Raw genomic sequence first — 18,832 nt, forward strand, 5'->3', positions numbered from 1 at the left:
CCCATGCGCACCCTTACCATATCCCTCACCCCGCAGCAGGCTGCCCGCCTGCAAAGCGCTGTCGAAGGCGGGGGATATGCCTCTAACAGCGAGATTGTCCGCGACGCCCTGCGCCTGTGGGAACAGCGCGAGGAATTGCGCGCATTGGAGTTGGAACATTTGAAACGGAGCCTATGCCGACGGCATGACCAGCGGCAAGCCGGTGAACGTCGAACCCGCCGAGTTCATACGCGGTCTGAAGGCAGAATGCCGCGCCCGTGGCTAGATATCGGCTCACGCCGACGAAGCAGGCATTCAGACCTGGAAAAGAGCGGCCCGAAAGCCGCTCGTCCCTTACGCCTGCGGAACGCTATTTCGCGTTGGGGTTCGGCATCCAGGCCGGCATCGCGACATCGGCATGGGCGAACTGCGGCAGCTTGGCCGAGAGGTCTTCCATGTTCTTGATGTCCTTGTCGATCAGGTCCTTCTGGGTGATCAGCGTCGGCGGCACGATGACGTTTTGGCCGGGGTCTTCGCCGGCCAAAAGCTGAGCCAGCGCGCGCACCGAAACCTGGCCGACGACGGCCGGGTTGGTGGCAGCGGTTGCCGCCCAGGCGCTGTCGGGCTCGCGCATCGCGGCGATGTCGGAGGTCGAGATGTCGGCCGAATAGATCTTGATGTCCTGCGACAGGCCGGCCTCGTCGACGGCGATCTTCACGCCCTTGGCGAATTCGTCATAGGGCGCGAACATCACCTTGATGTCGGGATTGGCCGACAGCACCGAACGGGCCTGGTTGGCGACGGAATTGGCGATCGGATTGTCGAGCGTGCCGAACATCGCCGCCTCGTTGATGCCCGGATATTTCTTCTTGAACTCGACCCAGGTCTCGTTGCGGCGGTCGAGCGGCGCAATGCCGGCGACATAGACGTAGCCGGCCTTCCAGCTCTCGCCATTGTCCTTGATTGCCTGCTCGAGCGCGAGGCGTGCAAGGTCGCGGTCGGACTGCTCGATCTGCGGTATCTTGGGGTTTTCGACATTGACGTCGAAGGCGACGACCTTGATGCCGGCGTCGACCGCGCGCTGGGCGGCGTCCTTCATCGATTCCGTCAAGCCATGCTGGATGATGATGCCCTGGACGCCAAGCGCGATGGCCTGGTCGACCATGTCCGCCTGAAGGGCGGCGTCCTGGCGGCTGTCGAGGACGCGCAGATCAACGCCAAGCGCCTTGGCCTGCGCTTCGACGCCGGACAGATAGGCCTGGAAGAAGTCGCCGGTCGAGAGATAGCGGACCAGCGCGATCTTGACCGCGCCGGGCTTGTCGAACGGCGCCGGCCTGTCCTGCGCCATTGCCGGGACCTGCATCAGCAGCGCAGCACCGGCAAGCCCGAGTGCTGCCTTCGTCAAAAGTCTTCTTGTGATCTTCATGGTGTCTCCTCCTCTTGTTGAATTCAAATTTCAGCCGGTCGAAAATCCTATCCGTCGAAATCCTACCTGTTGCCCCTGCCGGAAAGGGCGAAGGTGAAGACCAGGGCAACCACGAGAACCACGCCCTTGATGAAATCCTGCGTGTAATAGGGCGCGTTCATCATCGTCAGGCCCTGCAGCAGCACGCCGACAAACACCGCGCCGACAGCCGTGCCGAAGGCGTTCGGCTTGGCGGCGCCAAGAACCGCGTAGCCGATGAGCGCCGCAGCCACTGCGTCGAGCAGGAGATTATTACCCGAGGCGATATCGCCACGTCCAAGCCGGGCAGCGAGCAAAATGCCGCCGATCGAGGCAAAAACCCCCGAAATAACGTAGGCCCAGATCTTGTATGCCTTGACAGGCGCGCCGGCGAGCTCGGCAGCCCGTTGGTTGCTGCCGACCGCATACATCATGCGGCCGAAACGGGTGTATTCGAGAAAGAACCAGATCAGCACCGCAAGCACGAGCAGGACGACGACCGAAACCGGGATGAGGTTGGGGATGAAGAAATCGAAGCGGTGGCGGCCGAGCGCCAGGAAGGCGCGGCCGAACGTGCCGTTGGCGACCGAGCCGTCGGGCATCGTCATGCCGGTGGCGATCGAGCGGCCCTCGGTCGGGATGCGCTGCAAGCCGACGAGCAGGAACATCATGCCGAGCGTCGCCAGCAGATCCGGCACGCGCATATAGACGATCAGCCAGCCATTGATGAGGCCGACGACGACGCCGATCAGGAGACAGGCGACGACCGCAACGATGGCGTTCTGCTCCAGCACCACCATGACATAGGCGGCTGCCATCATGGCGCTGGTAGCGACCGAGCCGATCGACAGGTCGAAGCCGCCGACGACCAGGGTGGCGGTGACGCCGAGCGCCAGCACGCCGGTGATGGCGACCGACTGGAAGATGAAGACGGCGCTCTGCGGCGAGACGAAGCCATCGGCGGCGATGGCGAAATAGGCGATCAACCCGAACAGCAGAACGATGAAGCCATAGCGGATGGCATGGTCGCGCGCGGCTGCCATCCTTACCCAACCCGAACTCATGCCCTCTCCATTCCACGTCCCATTACTGCCCGCCTCACGCTGCACTGTGCAGCGGCCCGCCCGCCACTTCGGCCAGCAGCCGCTCGAGGTCGATGTCGGCATTGCGATGTTCGCCGACGATTGTCTGCTCCGACATCACCAGGATGCGGTCGGCGGTCTCCAGCGCCTCATCGAGCTCGGTGACGAACAGCAGCGTCGCACGGCCGTTGGCGCTCGCCCGCAGCTTGGCCGCGATATCGCGCCTGGCTGAAATGTCGACGCCCTGAAACGGCTCGTCCAGGATGAACAGTCTTGCCGCCTGCGACATCCAGCGGGCGACCATCACCTTCTGCTGGTTGCCGCCCGAAAGCGCCGACATTTCGTCCTTCTCCGAGCGGCAGACGATGCCCAATTCCTGGATTTGCCGGCGGGCGATGGCGCGCTCGACGCGGCGCTTGAGGACGCCCAAACGCGACATCCGCCTGTGGAACGGCAGGCTGATATTTTCCTGGATGTTGAAGTCGCCGACGATCCCGTTTTCGCTCCGGTCCTTGGCGACGAGAAAGACGCCGGCGGCGATCGCCTCGCCTGTCGACCCCGGTGCATAGGCTTTGCCGTTCAGCACCATGGTGCCGGACAGCGGCTTGCGGACGCCAAACAGCGTCTCGGCGAGCGCTGTCTTGCCGACGCCGACGAGGCCGGTGATGGCAACGACCTCGCCGTCGCCGAGCGTCAACGAGATCGGCCTGGAACCTTCGGCAATGCGCAACCCGTCGATCGTCAGGACTGGCCTGGCCGAATTCCTGGCGACGATCCGCTCGAGGTGGATCTTGCGGCCGAGCATGGCGTTGACCGCGCCTTCATAATCGAGCGGCTTGCCGTCGAAGACGCCTGAGACGACGCCGTCGCGCATCGAGACGATCCGGTCGGCAAGCCGCCTGATGTCGGACATGCGGTGCGAGATGTAGAGGATGGCGACGCCCTGCTCGCGCAGCCTGTCGAGCAGCGCGAAAAGCCGGTCGGCCTCGGCGCTGGACAAGGACGAGGTCGGCTCGTCGAGGATCAGCACCTTCGGCTGATGCGCCATGGCGCGGGCAATCGCCACCATCTGGCGATCGGCCAGCGAGAGATCGCTGATCCGGGCCTTCAGGTCGATCATCAGCCCCATGCGGTCGGCAACCGCCTTTGCCTCGCGGCGCACCCGGCCCGGATTGAACAGGGTCGGCGCGCCGCTGCCGCTCAGCCTGTCGAGCGTCAAATTGGTGGCGACGTCGAGATCGGTGACGACACCGTCATTGATGTTCTGATGGACGGTGACGACGCCGGCGCGGATCGCCGCCGCCGGCGTGTTTGGCGCGAAGTCGTGCGGCGCGAAGTTTTGGCCGGCAAGGCTCATCGTGCCGCCGTCGCGCGGGTAGACGCCGCTGATGATCTTGACCAGGGTGGACTTGCCGGCGCCGTTGGCGCCCATCAGCACGGTCACTTCACCGGCATGCAAATCGAGCGAGACGCCGCCAAGCACCTCGATAGGGCCGAAGGATTTCCTCAGGCCGTGCACGCGGAACACGGCATCATTGCCCATTCGTTCCTCCCTGGCGACGACGCTATGGGCTGTTCCGGCAATTGTCAACACGATTGACAATTGCCAGAGGGCTTCCTAGCTTGGACCAACCGTGATGGCTCCACTAAGATGAGAGCACGTAAACGGGAGGTGAGGATGACTGGGAAATTGCCGTTCGAAGCACTGTCGGTCGAAACACTGGCGGCACGCCTCGGCGCCAACGCGGCGCTGTGCTCGCATATCGGCAAGGACACGAGCCGCTGGAAGGTTCGCGAGGTCGGCGACGGCAATCTGAACCTGGTGTTCATCGTCGAGGGTGCGCAGGGTGCGGCCGTCGTCAAGCAGGCCCTGCCCTATGTCCGCCTGGTCGGCGACAGCTGGCCGCTGCCGCTAAAACGCTCCTTCTTTGAATATCACGCGCTGACCCGGCAGCAGGCGAGAGCGCCCGGTTCGGTGCCGGCGATCCATCACTTCGACGAAGGCCAGGCGCTGATCATCATGGAGTACCTGTCGCCGCACATCATCCTGCGGCGGGCGCTGATCGAGGGCCGGCAACTGCCCAACATCGCCAGGGACATCGGCCTGTTCATGGCCCGCACCCTGTTTCGCGGCTCCGACCTGCATATGGCGACCAGGGATCGCAAGGCCGATCTGGCGCTGTTCGCCGACAATGTCGAGCTTTGCGACATCACCGAGAACCTGGTGTTCTCGGACCCGTATTTCGATGCCAAGATGAACCGGCATACGAGCCCGCAGCTCGACAGCATCGTTGCAGAATTGCGCGCCGACCGCGACCTCAAGGTCGAGGCGCAGCGGCTGAAGCACATTTTTGCGGCAAATGCAGAGACGCTGCTGCACGGCGACCTGCATTCCGGCTCGATCATGGTCACCGAGACAGAAACGCGGATGATCGATCCCGAATTCGCCTTCTACGGCCCGATCGCCTTCGACGTCGGCATGCTGCTCGCCAATTTCTGGATGGCGTTCTTCTCGCAGCGTGGCCACGAGCAGAACGGGAAGCGCGACACCATGCGCGCCTATCTGCTCGACGTCACGGTCGACACATGGTCGGTGTTCCGCAGCGAGTTCTCGCATCTGTGGCGAACCGAGCGCACCGGCATGCTCTACCAGAAGAGCCTCTTCGAGGATCAAGGCGACAGGCTTGGCGCCGAACAGGCGCTCGACCACATGCTGCACCAGGTGTGGACCGACATGCTGGGCTTTGCCGGCGTCGAGGTGCACAGGCGCATTCTGGGCCTCGCGCACAACGCCGATTTCGAGACCATTGCCGACGCCGATCTGCGCGCCACATGTGAGGCAAAGGCGCTGAAATTCGGCCGTCACATCGCCGTCAACCGGCGCCAGATCCACAGCATCGACGAGGTCAACAAATTGGCCGCACTGATCGAACGGGAGAACAGGATTTGAACGTCGGCGACCGCCACTATCGCACCATCTGGCTGAGCGGCGACGGCCGTTCGGTGGAGATCATCGACCAGCGCTGGCTGCCGCATGATTTCCGCGTCGAAAAAGTCGGCACCGTTGCCGGCATTGCCACGGCGATCCGCGACATGTGGGTGCGCGGCGCGCCGCTGATCGGCGTCACCGCGGCCTATGGCGTCGCCATGCAGATGGCCGACGACCCATCCGATGCGGCACTCGACGGCGTCTGGGAGGTCTTGCACGAAACCCGCCCGACCGCGATCAATCTGCGCTGGGCGCTCGATGAGATGCGCAATTTCTTGCGGCCGCTTCCATCTGGACAGCGCGCCGAGGCGGCTTACCGGCGCGCAGGCGAAATCGCCGACGAGGATGTCGGCCTCAACCGCGCCATCGGCGTCAACGGGCTTGAAATCATCAGGGAAATCGCAGCGCGAAAAAAACCGGGCGAGCCGGTCAACATCCTGACCCACTGCAATGCCGGCTGGCTGGCCACCGTCGACTACGGCACCGCCACGGCGCCGATCTATCTGGCAACGGAAGCCAGCATTCCCGTTCATGTCTATGTCGATGAAACCCGCCCGCGCAACCAGGGCGCCCAGTTGACCGCATGGGAGATGGCCGGCCACGGCGTGCCGCATACGCTGATCGTCGACAATGCCGGCGGCCATCTGATGCAGCGCGGCCAGATCGACATGGTCATCGTCGGCACCGACCGCACCACCGCCGACGGCGATGTCTGCAACAAGATCGGCACCTATCTGAAGGCGCTGGCCGCCGCCGACAACGACGTGCCGTTCTATGTCGCGCTGCCGTCGCCAACCATCGACTGGACGGTGGGTGACGGGCTGGCCGAAATCCCGATCGAACAGCGTTCCAGCGACGAGGTCTCACTGGTCTGGGGCAAGACCGCGAGTGGCGAGATTGCGCAGGTCCGCATCTCGCCGGAGACGACGCCCGCGGCAAACCCGGCCTTCGACGTGACGCCGGCGCGACTGGTCACCGGATTGATCACCGAACGCGGCGTCGCCAGGGCTTCGCGGGAGGGCTTGAAGGCGATGTTTCCCGGACGGGGATAATCCTGCTCCCGAATACTGCTGAAACGGTTGGCAGCGGACCCTAAACATCAAGACTGACGGCTCGCCGGGCCGCCACCAGCTAGCGCAGCCGACGGCGCGGGACTACGGAATTGGCTCTCGTGAACGCGTTCGTCCCAAACGGGTTGCCAAGCCATGGTAGTGTGATTATACCAGTTACTAAGGTGACGATCGGCAGGGCCATCGTTGGAGATCAGGAGCACGGCTGGATGACAACGATTGCGCTGTTTGGTGCCGGCGGCAAAATGGGTTACCGCCTGTCGACCAATTTTCGCGGCTCTCCTTACATCCTACGCCATGTCGAGGTCAGCGACGCCGGCCGCGAGCGGCTAAAGACCGGGCTGGGCATCGACGCGGTCAGCGCCGATGAAGCCCTGAACGGCGCCGAGGTGGTTATCCTGGCGGTTCCCGACACCCATATCGGCAAGGTCGCGGCCAGCATCGAGGGCAAGCTTGCGTCCGGCACCATGGTGGTCGTGCTCGACGCCGCAGCGCCTTTCGCCGGTCATTTGCCGAAGCGGCCGGACCTGACCTATTTCGTCACCCATCCCTGCCATCCGCCTATCTTCAACGACGAGACCGACATGGCGGCCAAGAAGGACTATTTCGGCGGCGTCAAGGCCAAGCAGCATATGGTCAGCGCGCTGATGCAGGGACCGGAGGAGGATTTCGCCAAGGGCGAAGCGATCGCCAAGATCATCTGGGCACCGGTGATGCGGTCGCATCGAGTCACGGTCGACCAGATGGCGCTGCTCGAGCCGGGCCTTTCGGAGACCGTCTGCGCTTCGCTGCTGGTCGTGATGAAGGAAGCGGTCGACGAGGTCGTCGCGCGCGGAGTCGACCAGCAGGCCGCGCTCGACTTCCTGCTTGGCCACATGAATGTGCTCGGCGCCGTCATCTTCGGCGAGACCAAGGGCGTGTTCTCCGACGCCTGCAACAAGGCAATCGAGTTCGGCAAGCCGGTGCTGATGCGCGACGACTGGAAGCGGGTCTTCGAGCCGGAAGAGATTGCAGCGAGCATCCAGCGCATCACCTGAAGGCGGAAGCCGCCTTTCCTTCTCCTCTCGTAGAAGAAGGTACAGGCGCGTCCTATGTCACCGCGGTGACCCTGCCCGCCTCATCGAGGCGACAGCCGACTCGCGCCTGCCGAACCTCGACGCCGCCTTGTCTTGCATAGTGTATGCGCACCTCGATCGGCGCCGTGAGCGCGCCCCGACGTTGCTGCAACGGGCCCGCGCTTACCGCGTGAACAAGCACGGCGCCAAGCGGCGTCGCGGCCGACGCGATCGCCGTGCGGCAGGCGCGCACCACAGCTGGTGGGATACCGGGTTTGGCTTTCAGTGGCGCCATAAACGGATAGCCATAGGTGATCCGCGCCGACGCGTTGCGACCAGTTCCGGAAGGCCTGAGCTTGCGGGGCAGGATGGCGAATTGACTCGCAGCCTTGGCCTTGGTGGTGGCTGGCGTGATGCCGGCATTGCTGCTCGCGGCTTGCCCAGCGCCCAGCGCCGGGTTGCCTGGCTTACCTCCTGGGGCGGTGCCCGATGCGGACGAACGGTCGCCCACCCCGACACCTGTTGACAGGCCGCCGCTTGCGCCGCCGAGGTTGCCGCTGACGCCAAGTCCGGCACCGAACGATCCCTTGCCCGCGCCGAGCGATCCGCCAAGGCTTGCTCCCCCTACTCCATCGACGCTCGAGCCGCCCGCCACCGAGGCGCCTTTCGGGCCGGCGCTAAGGCCAGCACCGACCCCGACACCGCCAAGTTTGCCGCCAAGCCCCGCCTCAAGAGCCGAGGCAGGGCAAATTGCGATCGCGACGGTCAATGCGGCTGCGACGTATTTGTTCATCACCATATTCCTCCTGCGGCATGTATTCGGCCCACGGAAATGCCCTTCACGATCACCCCTCGCTAGGGAGCGCCGAGCTTCGGCGGTCGCGTCGGGAGCAACGCGTCGGGAAGCGCGATGGTCGCCACCAGAATAGGTCGCGATGGTTTTTTGGCCTTCACTTTGTGGTTTTCCCGCAACCCCGATTGACGGGCTGGTCGCGAGCGCACGGACACATCTGCACGCGAAGTTGCGACGGCACGCGCTTTCGGAACGCGGTTGATACGCTCGCTGCGACGCTCTTCCCGGGCCTTTTCAACGTCAACCGCCTTTCGAGCGGCGCTGAGCTCGCGGGCCAGGCCGATGGCCTTGTTGCGCTCCTGCTCCAACGCCACGCTCAGCTCCATCGAGACGCGGCTCGCTTCCTGCCTTGCCGCGTCGCGTTCCCGCCGGGCGCTGTCGCGATCACGAGCAGCTGAATCTGCCCGTTCGCGCTCCACTTCGAGTGCGTCGCCAGCTCGCTTCAAAGCCGCCTCGGCCACCTGTCGTTCCCTGATGGCGTCGGTGCGCGCAGCCGCAGCCAGATCCGCGCTTGTCTTAAGCGCGTCGATGGTCTGGCGCGCCGCGGTGAGTTCGCGTTCGAAGCGCTCAGCCTTGTGCCGCTCCTCATCCAGCGCTCGCTGCGCCTCTGCCACAGAGGCCGCCATGGAGTGACGCGCTTCAAGCATAGCGGCCTTCTCGTGATCGGCGAGAGTGGCTTTGGCCTTCAAGCCTTTCACTTGGCTTTGCGCCACTTCCAGATCGAGCGCGAGCTCTTCGGCCCATCGCCGCTGCTGTTTTAGCGCCTGTGCTTGTTCAGCCATCATGTCGGCTACCGCACGCGCCTGCGCACTGGCATCGCGGGCGCCGCGCTGCATCACGGCCAGTTCGGCTCGCGCCGCCGCCAAATCGCGGCCGTCATGGTCAGCGCGAGCCGGGTCACCGCGAGCCGGCTGCACGCTCTTCCTGAGCGCGTCGACTTCCCTTAGCGCCGCAAAGAGCTTTTGTTCCAGCGTACCGCGGTCAGTCCGCATCGCATCGAGTTCCCGCACCAAGGCGTCAGCCCGTTGACGCGCCGTCGCAAGGTTCTGATTGTGTCGCGCGGCATCGTTGCGACCAGTCTGGCGAGCCGCAAGTGCTTCCGCGCGCGCTGCCGCAATTTCCATGCGAGCGGCGGCTAGCTTATTCAGCAATGCCCCTTGCAGAGTTTGCTGCTGCTCCGCAGCAGGCTGCCGAGATGTGTGGGAACCGTGCACGCCCTTGCGCCTCGGCCTGGCCGTTCTCGACACTGGCGCGTTGCGAAGCCACGGCCGAAGAGCCGTCGCTGGCTGCGTCAGCCGGCGGTTCGGGCGCTTCTTGTTTGACCTCCACCGAAGCTGTGAGGTCCGAAGGCGAACTTTGTATCAGTTTGACGGTTATGTCAGCCCGTTCCTGACGGCCGCTCCTGGCTTGCAAGCGATCGGAAATCAGCTTTGCCAGCTCCTCCTCACGCAGACCTGCGGCGGCAATGCTGCCGATCAAGGGAAGGTCAAGCGTGCCAGTCGAGTCGATGATGAAACTATGGTTGAGCTGCAACGCTTCCAGAACGCCGTCGCGCAAGGCAGTCCACTGCCAAACGTGCAGTTCGATCGTGTCTCGCGGAGCAAGTCTGTCGTCAGCCTTCGGCCGACCGTGTGCCGCAGATCCCAGCAGCAGGATGATACACAACGAAATGAGGCACAGCATGGCGCTGCAGCTCCTGCCGCGCATGCCACGCAATGAAGCTGAATGCCGTCGGTCAGCAAAGCTTGGCGCGGGGCTGCAGGATGGCGGCCTGAAACGCTGCACAAAAGACATAGCTGAACCTCACCGGCAACGCGACCCTTGCCGCGAACGGATTTCATTAGAAAAACAGTGCGCAGGCTGGGGTAGGGAGAAATTCCACAACCACGACGCGACACTAGCAAAGCCTGCTCGTACCCGCTGAGCACCGAATAAGGCTTAGGAGTGTCTACTCCTTACTTAAATTATTGCGCCCTCACCCGCGTATCATACTCCTTAAGGTGGTGGTTCTCCGACCTGGCCAGATGCAGGCGCATCGTAGGGAACGAAGTATCGCTCTTGGTGGGATGACTCTCCGGTGGCGCTTGCTGCTCATCAGATACATATCATCTGAATTTGTGGTTGACTCATTATACCAGTTGGCTTAGCTGTTGGATTGGCTTTGGCCAGCCGAGGCCGGGCTGAATATTCGGCAGGCGGCAGGTGGAGGGGCAGGCTGAAGACGGAACCGAGCCGGATGATCCGCCCGGGTGAGCCGGCAAATGACCCGATCCGCGACACCGGACGCGATCCGCCTGACAAACTGGAATGCATTTCAGCCTGGGCCGCGGAAGCACAGGCTTTTTCAAATGGGAGGAAATCATGAAACTCACTCGCAGAATGACATTTGCGGCTTTTGCCGGCATGCTGGCGCTGGGCACTGCGGCACCCGCCTATGCGGCGGATCTCATTGCCATCATCACGCCCTCGCACGACAACCCATTCTTCAAGGCAGAAGCCGTCGGCGCGGAAGCCAAGGCCAAGGAACTCGGCTATGAAACGCTGGTGCTAGTCCATGACGACGACGCCAACAAGCAGTCCGAGCTGATCGACACGGCGATCGGCCGCGGCGCCAAGGCGATCATCCTCGACAATGCCGGCGCCGACGCCTCGGTCGCCGCCGTGCAGAAGGCCAAGGACGCGGGCGTTCCGTCGTTCCTGATCGATCGCGAGATCAACGCCACCGGCGTCGCCGTCGCGCAGATCGTCTCCAACAACTACCAGGGCGCCCAGCTTGGCGCGCAGGAGTTCGTCAAGCTGATGGGCGAGAAAGGCAATTACGTCGAGCTGGTCGGCAAGGAATCCGACACCAATGCCGGCATCCGCTCCAAGGGCTATCACGACGTCATCGACGACTATCCGGACCTGAAGATGGTGGCGCAGCAATCGGCCAACTGGAGCCAGACCGAGGCCTATGCCAAGATGGAATCGATCCTCCAGGCCAACCCGGACATCAAGGGCGTGATCTCCGGCAACGATACGATGGCGATGGGCGCCCATGCCGCCCTTGCCGCCGCCGGCCGCAAGGACGTCATCGTCGTCGGCTTCGACGGATCGAATGACGTGCGCGACTCGATCGCCTCTGGCGGCATCAAGGCCACGGTCCTGCAACCGGCCTATGCGCAGGCGCAGATGGCGGTCGAGCAGGCCAACGACTTCATCAAGAACAAGAAGTCTCCGGCCGAGGAAAAGCAGCTGATGGACTGCGTCCTGATCAATGGCGACAATGCCGCCAAGCTGGAAACCTTCGCGCTGACCAACTGAGCCGGTGTGACATCAATCGCAAGGGACGAGCTTCCGGCTCGTCCCTTGCTTCCATTTCCCGGGTGCCCTGACCGCCATGCCGAACAAGCCGACATGTTGAACAAGCTGACTTGGGCGACCGTTGCCGCGATATTTGGCATCAGCCTGACTGCCTGCAAGATCCTGCCGACACCGTCCGCGGAAGATGGCGGCAATGCACCGGCCTTCAATGCGGACAAGATGGTCGGCGATATCTGGGCTGCCAAAATGCTGCCCTATCTCCAGCAGAAGGCCGGATCGTTTCCCGAGGTTCACGCCCTGGCGAAAGCCGATCCTGCGGCTGCCGGCGCCAAGTATGGCAATCCGAAGAAGCAGGCGAATTCGCCGTGGACCTTCGCGGTTCGCCTCCAAGGCAAGATTGTTGCGGCGAACACACAGTCACGCGCGGCAACCATGGATGTCGATGCCGACGGTGACGGCAAGGCGGATGCACGGGTGCAGATCGGACCCGCGATGCGTGGCACCGCGCTGCGCGACAGCCTCGACTTCATCCAGTTCAACGATTTCACCAATCAGATCGACTTCGCCCAGTTCGGCAAGGCGTTCAACATCCATGCCGACAAGACGGTGCTCTCGAAGCTGCCGCGCGAAGCGCTGGAGGGCCGCAGCGCCAGGGTTGTCGGCGCTTATGTCATGGGCAGCGGCCAGGACTTGCCGCTGGTGACCCCGGCGGAGGCAGAGGTGGGGCCGAAGCCATGACTGCCGCCGGCGATCATGATGTCATCCTGAAGCTGGAAGACGTCTCCAAGGTCTATTCGGGGACAGTCGCGGTCAAGCGCGCGAATTTCGAAGTGCGCAAGGGCGCGGTCAACGTGCTGGTCGGCGAAAACGGCGCCGGCAAATCGACGCTGATGAAGATCATCGCCGGCGTCGAACAGCCGACGCTCGGCCGCATCCTCCTGGAGGGCGAAGAGGTCTCCTTCTCCTCATCCGGCGACGCGGTGAACCGCGGCATCGGCATGGTGTTCCAGGAGTTGAACCTGTTCGGCAACCTGACGGTGGCCGAGAATATTTTCGCCACCCGCGAGATCACCAACCGGTTCCGCAAGATCGACAGCCGGGAACAGGAGCGCCGCGCGGCGGAATTTCTCGAGCGCCTGCAAGCCGGCATCCGGCCGGACATGCTGGTCGAGGATTTGCGCATCGGCCAGCAGCAACTGGTCGAGATCGCCAAGGCGGTTTCGCTCGATGCGCGCATCCTGATCATGGACGAACCGACCTCGGCGCTGAGTGCGGCGGAAGTCGAGATTCTGTTCAAGGTGATCGCCGACCTCAAGGCGCGCGGCGTGGCGATCGTCTACATCTCGCACCGACTCGAGGAACTGATCCGCATCGGCGACTACATCACCGTGCTGCGCGACGGCCGCATCACCGGCCAGGAGAAGATGAAAAACGTCGACACGCAATGGATCGTGCGGCAGATGATCGGCTCCGACGCCAAGGACTTCGCCAAGGCCGACGGCCATGTTCCGGGCGATGAGATCTTCCGCGCCGAGGACATCTGCCTGCCGCGCGTGACCGGCGGGCTTGCGGTCGATCATGTCTCGCTGTCGCTGCGTGCCGGCGAGATCCTCGGCATATACGGCCTGATGGGCGCCGGTCGCAGCGAGCTGTTCGACTGCATCATGGGGCGCCACGGCCATGCCACCGGAACGATTTTCATAGCCGGCAAGAAGGTCAGAGAACGCGACACCACGCGGCGCATCCGACGCGGGCTGGCGCTGATCCCCGAGGACCGCCAGCGCGAAGGTCTGGTGTCGATCCTCTCGGTCGCCAGCAATCTGACGCTGGCCAGCCTGTCGCGGTTTGTGCGCCTGTTCCATATCAGCGGCGCCAAGGAAAACCAGGCGGTGACGCAGATGGTGCGGGAACTGGCGATCAAGGTCGCCGATCCGGCGCAGGAGGTCTCGTCGCTGTCGGGCGGCAACCAGCAGAAGGTGGTGATCGGTAAGGCGCTGCTCACCGGACCGAAGGTGCTGTTGATGGACGAACCAAGCCGCGGCATCGATGTCGGCGCCAAGGCCGACGTCTTTCGCACCATGCGCAAACTGTCCCGCGACGGGCTGGGCATTCTGTTCGCCACCTCCGATCTCGACGAGGTGATGGCGCTGTCCGACCGCATCGCGGTGATGAGCAATGGAAAACTGACCGGCATGTTCGATCGCGCCGAGGCGACGGAGGCGGCACTTGTCGCCGCATCGGCGCTTGGCCACGGGCCGGTCCCGCACTTGGAGAGCCACGCCCATGACTGACATCCCGGCCAAGGCTTCGGTTGCCTCCGCCTCGAGCGGCTCCGTGCTGCTGACGCTGATGAAGGCGAGGACGTTCATTGCGTTGATCGCCGTCCTGATCTTCTTCTCGATCGCGGCGCCGAATTTCCTGTCGGCCGCCAACCTGATCCTGATGTCGAAGCACGTCGCGCTGAACGCCTTCCTCGCCATGGGCATGACCTTCGTCATCATCACCGGCGGCATCGACCTCTCGGTCGGCTCGATTGTCGGCCTGTGCGGCATGGTCGCCGGCTATCTCGTGCTCAACGGCATCGACCTGCAGGTCGGCTACACGATCTATTTCAACGTCTTCGAGATCGCACTGATCACGCTGGCGGTCGGTATATTGATCGGCGCCGTCAACGGATTGCTGATCACCAGGCTGAATGTCGCGCCGTTCATCGCCACGCTCGGCGTGCTCTATGTCGCACGCGGCCTGGCGCTGCTGTCGTCGGATGGCCGCACCTTTCCGAACCTCGTCGGCAAGCCCGATCTGGGCACGACGGGGTTCGGCTTCCTCGGCGCCGGCCGGCTGCTCGGCCTGCCGGTCTCGATATGGATTCTTGTCGTCGTAGCAGTTGGGGCGGCCTATCTGGCCAAATACACCCCGCTCGGCCGCCACATCTTCGCCGTCGGCGGCAACGAACGGGCGGCGCGGATTTCGGGCGTCAGGGTCAATATGGTGAAGATGTTCGTCTACATGTTCTCCGGCTTCTGCGCGGCGGTCGTCGGGCTGATCATCTCGTCCGAACTGATGGCCTCGCATCCGGCGACCGGCGAAAGCTTCGAGCTCAACGCCATCGCCGCGGCGGTGCTCGGCGGCACCTCGATGTCGGGTGGCCGCGGCACGATCGGCGGCACCATCGTCGGCGCCTTCGTCATCGGCATCCTTTCCGACGGGCTGGTGATGATGGGGGTGAGCTCGTTCTGGCAGATGGTGATCAAGGGCCTGGTCATCATCGTCGCCGTCGTCGTCGACCAGGCGCAGCGCCGGCTGCAGAGCCGGGTGACGCTGATGCAGATGGCAAAGGCGGGCTGACCCGTGGCGGAACTGCGAGGAGCGCTGATCGGCTGCGGCTTCTTTGCCGTCAACCAGATGCATGCCTGGCGCGACATCGACAGCGCCTCGATCGTCGCCATCTGCGACCGCGACCCGGAACGGCTCAAGGTGGTCGGCGACCAGTTCGGCATTGAGCGACGCTACACAGACGCGGCGGCACTGTTTGCCGGCGAAAGCCTGGATTTCGTCGATATCGCCACCACCGCGCCGAGCCATCGTTCGCTTGTCGAGATGGCTGCACAGAACCGCGTTCCGGCGATCTGCCAAAAACCATTCGCGCCGTCGCTTGCCGACGCCAAGGCCATGGTGAAGGCATGCAGCGATGCCGGCGTGGCGTTGATGGTGCATGAGAATTTTCGCTGGCAGTCGCCTATCCAGGCGGTGCGCGCCGTGCTCGACAGCGGCGACATCGGCACGCCCTTCTTCGGCCGGATCTCGTTCCGCTCGGCCTATGATGTGTTTTCCGGGCAGCCCTATCTGGCGACGGGAAAGCGCTTCATCATCGAAGACCTCGGCATCCACAGTCTCGACATAGCCCGCTTCCTGCTGGGCGACGTTTCGACGATCACGACCCGAACCGCTCGCATCAACCCCAACATTGCCGGCGAGGACGTCGCTACCATGCTGATGGACCACAAGAGCGGTGCAACGTCCGTGGTCGACTGCAGCTATGCGACCAAGCTCGCCATCGAGCCGTTTCCGCAGACGCTGGTCGAGATCGACGGCAGCGACGGCACGATCCGGCTCGAGCAGGATTACCGGCTCACCGTCACCGGCAGGAACGGAACGGCGGTCAGCGACGTCTCGCCGCCGCTGCTGCCCTGGGCATCGCGGCCGTGGCACAACATCCAGGAAAGCGTCGTCGCCATCCAAAAGCACTGGGTCGCTTGCTTGGCGAGCAAAACCGAGCCGGCAACCTCGGGCGCCGACAATCTCAAGACCTTGGCGCTTGTCGAGGCCGCCTATGCGAGTGCTGCGAGCCGTGAGCCGGTGCAGATCGACACGCTGCTGAGATGACCGCCGACGCCTTCCTCCTCTATGGCACGCGCGCGGTCGAGGCCGAGCCGGTCAGGCTGCGCGCCGGCGCACTCAGCGCCGACTTCGTCAACGGCAATCTGCGCACCATCCGCCATGGCGGCATCGAAGTGCTGCGCGCCATAGCCTATATCGTCAGGGATCGCGACTGGGGCACTTACGAGCCGACGCTTGCGGACCTGACTATCGACCAAGATGCCGACACTTTCTTCGTCAGCTATTCGGCAAGCTGTGTCGGGCCGGGAGGAAGCCGGCTCGACTTTCGCGCGACGATCAAAGGTTCCGCCGACGGCCAGCTGATTTTCGACGTGAGCGCGCTTCCCGAAAACGCTTTCGAGACCAATCGCTGCGGCTTCTGCATCCTGCATCCGATCGCCGGCCTGGCCGGCAGCCCGGTCACTGTCGAGCACACCGACGGCAGCGTCGTCGCAACGAAACTTCCTGAGCTGATCGACCCCTGGCAGCCTTTCAAGGATCTGCGGGCGATCACGCATGAGGTCCGGCCCGGCGTCACCGCGGAATGCCGGATGGAAGGCGATGCGTTCGAGATGGAGGACCAGCGCAATTGGTCGGACGCGTCCTACAAGACCTATGTCCGGCCGCTGGCGCTGCCTTGGCCCTACATGCTGCCCGCCGGCCAGACTGTGCGCCAGACGAAGGCTGCGTGTGACCGGCGGCGGCAGGGTGCCGGCTGCCGCAGCAACCGCCGAGCCGGTCCGAGTCGAACTCGGCGAAACCGGACCGCTGCTGCCGGATATCGGCGTGATCATCTATCCGGACGAGGTCGAGACGGCGCTGGCAAACCTGCCGACACTGTCCGCGCTCGGCCCGCAGCAGCTGATGTTCCATTACGATCCAACGCGGGGCCATGGCCTCGACGCCTTGCAGTCCTTTGCCCGGCTCGCCGCAGACTACCCGGTCGAGACGACGCTCGAATGCGTCGTTTCCTGCGTTGGCGATCTCGATGCCGAGCTCTCAGGCGTCGCCGGCATGGTGCGTCAGGCCGGGCTGAAACTCTCGGCTATTGCCGTCTCGCCTTCGGTCGACCGGCAGTCGACGCCGCCGGGCAGCGCATGGCCTGAATGTCCGCCGCTTGAAGATGTCTATGCCGCGGCGCGCCGCGCCTTTCCCGACATCCGCCTCGGCGGCGGCATGTTCAGCTATTTCACCGAACTCAACCGCAAGCGCGTTCCCGCCGATCTGCTCGATTTCGTCAGCCACTGCACCTGCCCGATCGTGCACGCCGCCGACGATCTCAGCGTCATGCAATCGCTGGAGGCACTGCCTTTCATCACCCAATCGGCGCGGGCGATCTTCGGAGCAAAACCCTACCGGATCGGCCCATCGACCATCGCCATGCGGCAGAACCCCTATGGCGGCGCAACCAAGGCCAATCCGCACAATCAGCGCATCGCCATGGCCGACCGGGATCCGCGCAATGCCGGGCTGTTCGCGGCAGCATGGACGATCGGCTATGGCGCGCGGGTCGCGCCGGCCGGGCTGGAGATGCTCACGCTGTCCAGCTTCAGCGGACCGTTCGGCGTGCTGGCGGCATCCGGGGAACCTGTCGGCGAAGGTGAACCCCGGCCGATCTTCCAGGCCGTGCAGGGGCTTTGCGAACTGGCCGGCTTCAGACAAGTGGCGGCGAGGACGAGCGATGAGACGCGGGTGCTCACGCTGGCCGGCCGTTCTGCCGCGGGCCAGACCATCATGTGGCTGGCGAACCTGACGGCGAGCGAAGTGACGGTTGATATTTTCGGGTTCGAACGAGGCCGCCTTGTGATGACGCCTTACGCGATCACCCGGATCGGGTGAATCAGCTGCCGGAATTCATCACATAGAGCGCGCGCGAGCGCTCGAGGTGCTTGATCATCGCCTTCTCGGCGCCGTCCGCATCCTTCTGCTCGATGCGGCCGATGATCTCTTCGTGCTCGGTCAGCGTAAAATTTTCCTTGCCGGTCCAGATCAGCATCTCGGTGTGATACTCCTTCAGCCAGCCAAGCATCGCTTCGCTGACTGCGACATAGATCGGGTTGCCGGATATCGCCGCGATCTGGGTATGAAACTTCATATCGGCGGATATGAAGGCTTCGGAATCGCCGCGAAAGCTCCGCTGTTCGGCAACGGTTGCCCGCAACCGCTGCACGTCCTCGGCGGTGGCCTTTTCGGCGGCTTCCCTGACCATGCCGCGTTCGAAGAAGATGCGCGCATTCTTGAGGTGCTCCAGCGTGTCCTTCGACGACGACAGGATGATCTTGGCGGCGCCGTCGACCTGCTTGATGATCGACTTGGCGGTCAGCTGAAGCACCTTCGCCCGCTCGCCATGCGAGATCGCGACAAGGCCCATATTGCTCAACGCCTGCATCGCCTCGCGGATCGCCGGCCTGCCGACCGCGAAGCGCTCCATCAGCTCGCGCTCCGACGGCATGTCGTCGCCCGGCTGCAATTCGCCGCTGGTGATCAAGCGCTTCAGTCGCAAAAACACTTCGTCGGAAAGTTTGCGCCGGACGATCGGCTCCGAACGGTTCATCGTCGCGAATCACTCCCTTGACCGGTTCTGTTTAGCATCGTCATCACGAATCTCGGAATGCTCGGCCGAGCAGGATATCGCTTGCAATACTTATGTACTCATTATACCAGATTTCGAAGATCA

The 18,832-nt window shown here is 63.7% G+C and carries 15 protein-coding genes and 2 pseudogenes; 10 read left to right on the forward strand and 7 right to left on the reverse strand.

The window, feature by feature from the left end:
* Window positions 1-3: 3 nt before the first annotated feature.
* Window positions 4-265 (forward strand): annotated as a pseudogene (locus tag AC0L3D_RS13585) (type II toxin-antitoxin system ParD family antitoxin).
* Window positions 266-349: 84 nt separating this feature from the next.
* On the opposite strand, the gene AC0L3D_RS13590 reads toward AC0L3D_RS13585, so the two are convergent.
* The 3 genes from AC0L3D_RS13590 to AC0L3D_RS13600 all read right to left on the reverse strand — a co-directional run bounded on the left by AC0L3D_RS13590 (window position 350) and on the right by AC0L3D_RS13600 (window position 4,048).
* Window positions 350-1,405 carry a substrate-binding domain-containing protein gene (locus AC0L3D_RS13590; RefSeq protein ID WP_473626304.1) on the reverse strand — a complete coding sequence of 352 codons (1,056 nt, stop codon included), beginning with the start codon at window positions 1,403-1,405 and terminating at the stop codon, window positions 350-352.
* Window positions 1,406-1,467: 62 nt separating this feature from the next.
* The gene (locus AC0L3D_RS13595; protein ID WP_287171745.1) at window positions 1,468-2,487 is read right to left on the reverse strand and encodes an ABC transporter permease; all 1,020 of its coding nucleotides are present in this window, start codon (window positions 2,485-2,487) and stop codon (window positions 1,468-1,470) included.
* A 34-nt stretch (window positions 2,488-2,521) separates the two neighbouring features.
* Entirely contained in the window at window positions 2,522-4,048 is a 1,527-nt protein-coding gene (locus tag AC0L3D_RS13600) for a sugar ABC transporter ATP-binding protein (protein ID WP_473644657.1), read from the reverse strand.
* 135 nt (window positions 4,049-4,183) lie between these two features.
* Here AC0L3D_RS13600 and mtnK point away from each other — a divergent pair, with 135 nt between their 5' ends.
* From mtnK to AC0L3D_RS13615, 3 genes are all read left to right on the forward strand, one after another.
* Window positions 4,184-5,455 (forward strand): S-methyl-5-thioribose kinase, encoded by a 1,272-nt coding sequence (gene mtnK, locus AC0L3D_RS13605; protein WP_473508876.1) that lies wholly within the window; start codon window positions 4,184-4,186, stop codon window positions 5,453-5,455.
* A complete protein-coding gene (gene mtnA, locus AC0L3D_RS13610; RefSeq protein WP_473644659.1) occupies window positions 5,452-6,546 on the forward strand; it encodes an S-methyl-5-thioribose-1-phosphate isomerase in 1,095 nt (364 codons plus the stop codon). The genes mtnK and mtnA overlap by 4 nt, the downstream gene beginning before the upstream one ends.
* 227 nt (window positions 6,547-6,773) lie before the next feature.
* Window positions 6,774-7,601, forward strand: a complete 828-nt coding sequence (locus AC0L3D_RS13615; RefSeq protein WP_287119751.1) for a phosphogluconate dehydrogenase C-terminal domain-containing protein — start codon at window positions 6,774-6,776, stop codon at window positions 7,599-7,601.
* Between the two features lie 52 nt (window positions 7,602-7,653).
* On the opposite strand, the gene AC0L3D_RS13620 is transcribed toward AC0L3D_RS13615, so the two are convergent.
* The 3 genes from AC0L3D_RS13620 to AC0L3D_RS13630 form a co-directional block, all read right to left on the reverse strand.
* On the reverse strand, window positions 7,654-8,412 hold the full coding sequence (locus tag AC0L3D_RS13620) for a hypothetical protein (protein WP_473626301.1): 759 nt from the start codon (window positions 8,410-8,412) through the stop codon (window positions 7,654-7,656).
* 62 nt (window positions 8,413-8,474) lie between these two features.
* Window positions 8,475-9,311 carry a hypothetical protein gene (locus tag AC0L3D_RS13625; protein ID WP_473626638.1) on the reverse strand — a complete coding sequence of 279 codons (837 nt, stop codon included), beginning with the start codon at window positions 9,309-9,311 and terminating at the stop codon, window positions 8,475-8,477.
* Window positions 9,312-9,612: 301 nt separating this feature from the next.
* Complete coding sequence (locus AC0L3D_RS13630) at window positions 9,613-10,155, reverse strand: polysaccharide biosynthesis/export family protein (protein ID WP_473644661.1); 543 nt, start codon at window positions 10,153-10,155, stop codon at window positions 9,613-9,615.
* A 678-nt stretch (window positions 10,156-10,833) separates the two neighbouring features.
* On the opposite strand from AC0L3D_RS13630, the gene AC0L3D_RS13635 reads away from it, so the two are divergent.
* From AC0L3D_RS13635 to apnL, 6 genes and pseudogenes are all read left to right on the forward strand, one after another.
* The gene (locus tag AC0L3D_RS13635; protein WP_031255363.1) at window positions 10,834-11,775 is read left to right on the forward strand and encodes a D-ribose ABC transporter substrate-binding protein; all 942 of its coding nucleotides are present in this window, start codon (window positions 10,834-10,836) and stop codon (window positions 11,773-11,775) included.
* Between the two features lie 93 nt (window positions 11,776-11,868).
* Complete coding sequence (locus AC0L3D_RS13640; protein ID WP_473626298.1) at window positions 11,869-12,513, forward strand: DUF2291 family protein; 645 nt, start codon at window positions 11,869-11,871, stop codon at window positions 12,511-12,513.
* The gene (locus tag AC0L3D_RS13645; protein ID WP_473626297.1) at window positions 12,510-14,066 is read left to right on the forward strand and encodes a sugar ABC transporter ATP-binding protein; all 1,557 of its coding nucleotides are present in this window, start codon (window positions 12,510-12,512) and stop codon (window positions 14,064-14,066) included. Before AC0L3D_RS13640 ends, AC0L3D_RS13645 begins: the two co-directional genes overlap by 4 nt.
* On the forward strand, window positions 14,059-15,123 hold the full coding sequence (locus AC0L3D_RS13650) for an ABC transporter permease (protein WP_023800208.1): 1,065 nt from the start codon (window positions 14,059-14,061) through the stop codon (window positions 15,121-15,123). Before AC0L3D_RS13645 ends, AC0L3D_RS13650 begins: the two co-directional genes overlap by 8 nt.
* Before the next feature lie 3 nt (window positions 15,124-15,126).
* Window positions 15,127-16,161: a Gfo/Idh/MocA family protein gene (locus tag AC0L3D_RS13655; RefSeq protein ID WP_473626296.1), complete on the forward strand. Its 1,035-nt coding sequence runs from the start codon at window positions 15,127-15,129 to the stop codon at window positions 16,159-16,161.
* Window positions 16,158-17,994, forward strand: a pseudogene (apnL, locus tag AC0L3D_RS13660) (D-apionate lactonase). Before AC0L3D_RS13655 ends, apnL begins: the two are co-directional and overlap by 4 nt.
* Window position 17,995: 1 nt before the next feature.
* Here apnL and AC0L3D_RS13665 read toward each other — a convergent pair.
* Entirely contained in the window at window positions 17,996-18,709 is a 714-nt protein-coding gene (locus AC0L3D_RS13665) for a transcriptional regulator NanR (RefSeq protein WP_419696137.1), read from the reverse strand.
* Between the last annotated feature and the right edge of the window lie 123 nt (window positions 18,710-18,832).

This window comes from Mesorhizobium sp. WSM4837, from assembly GCF_055811435.1.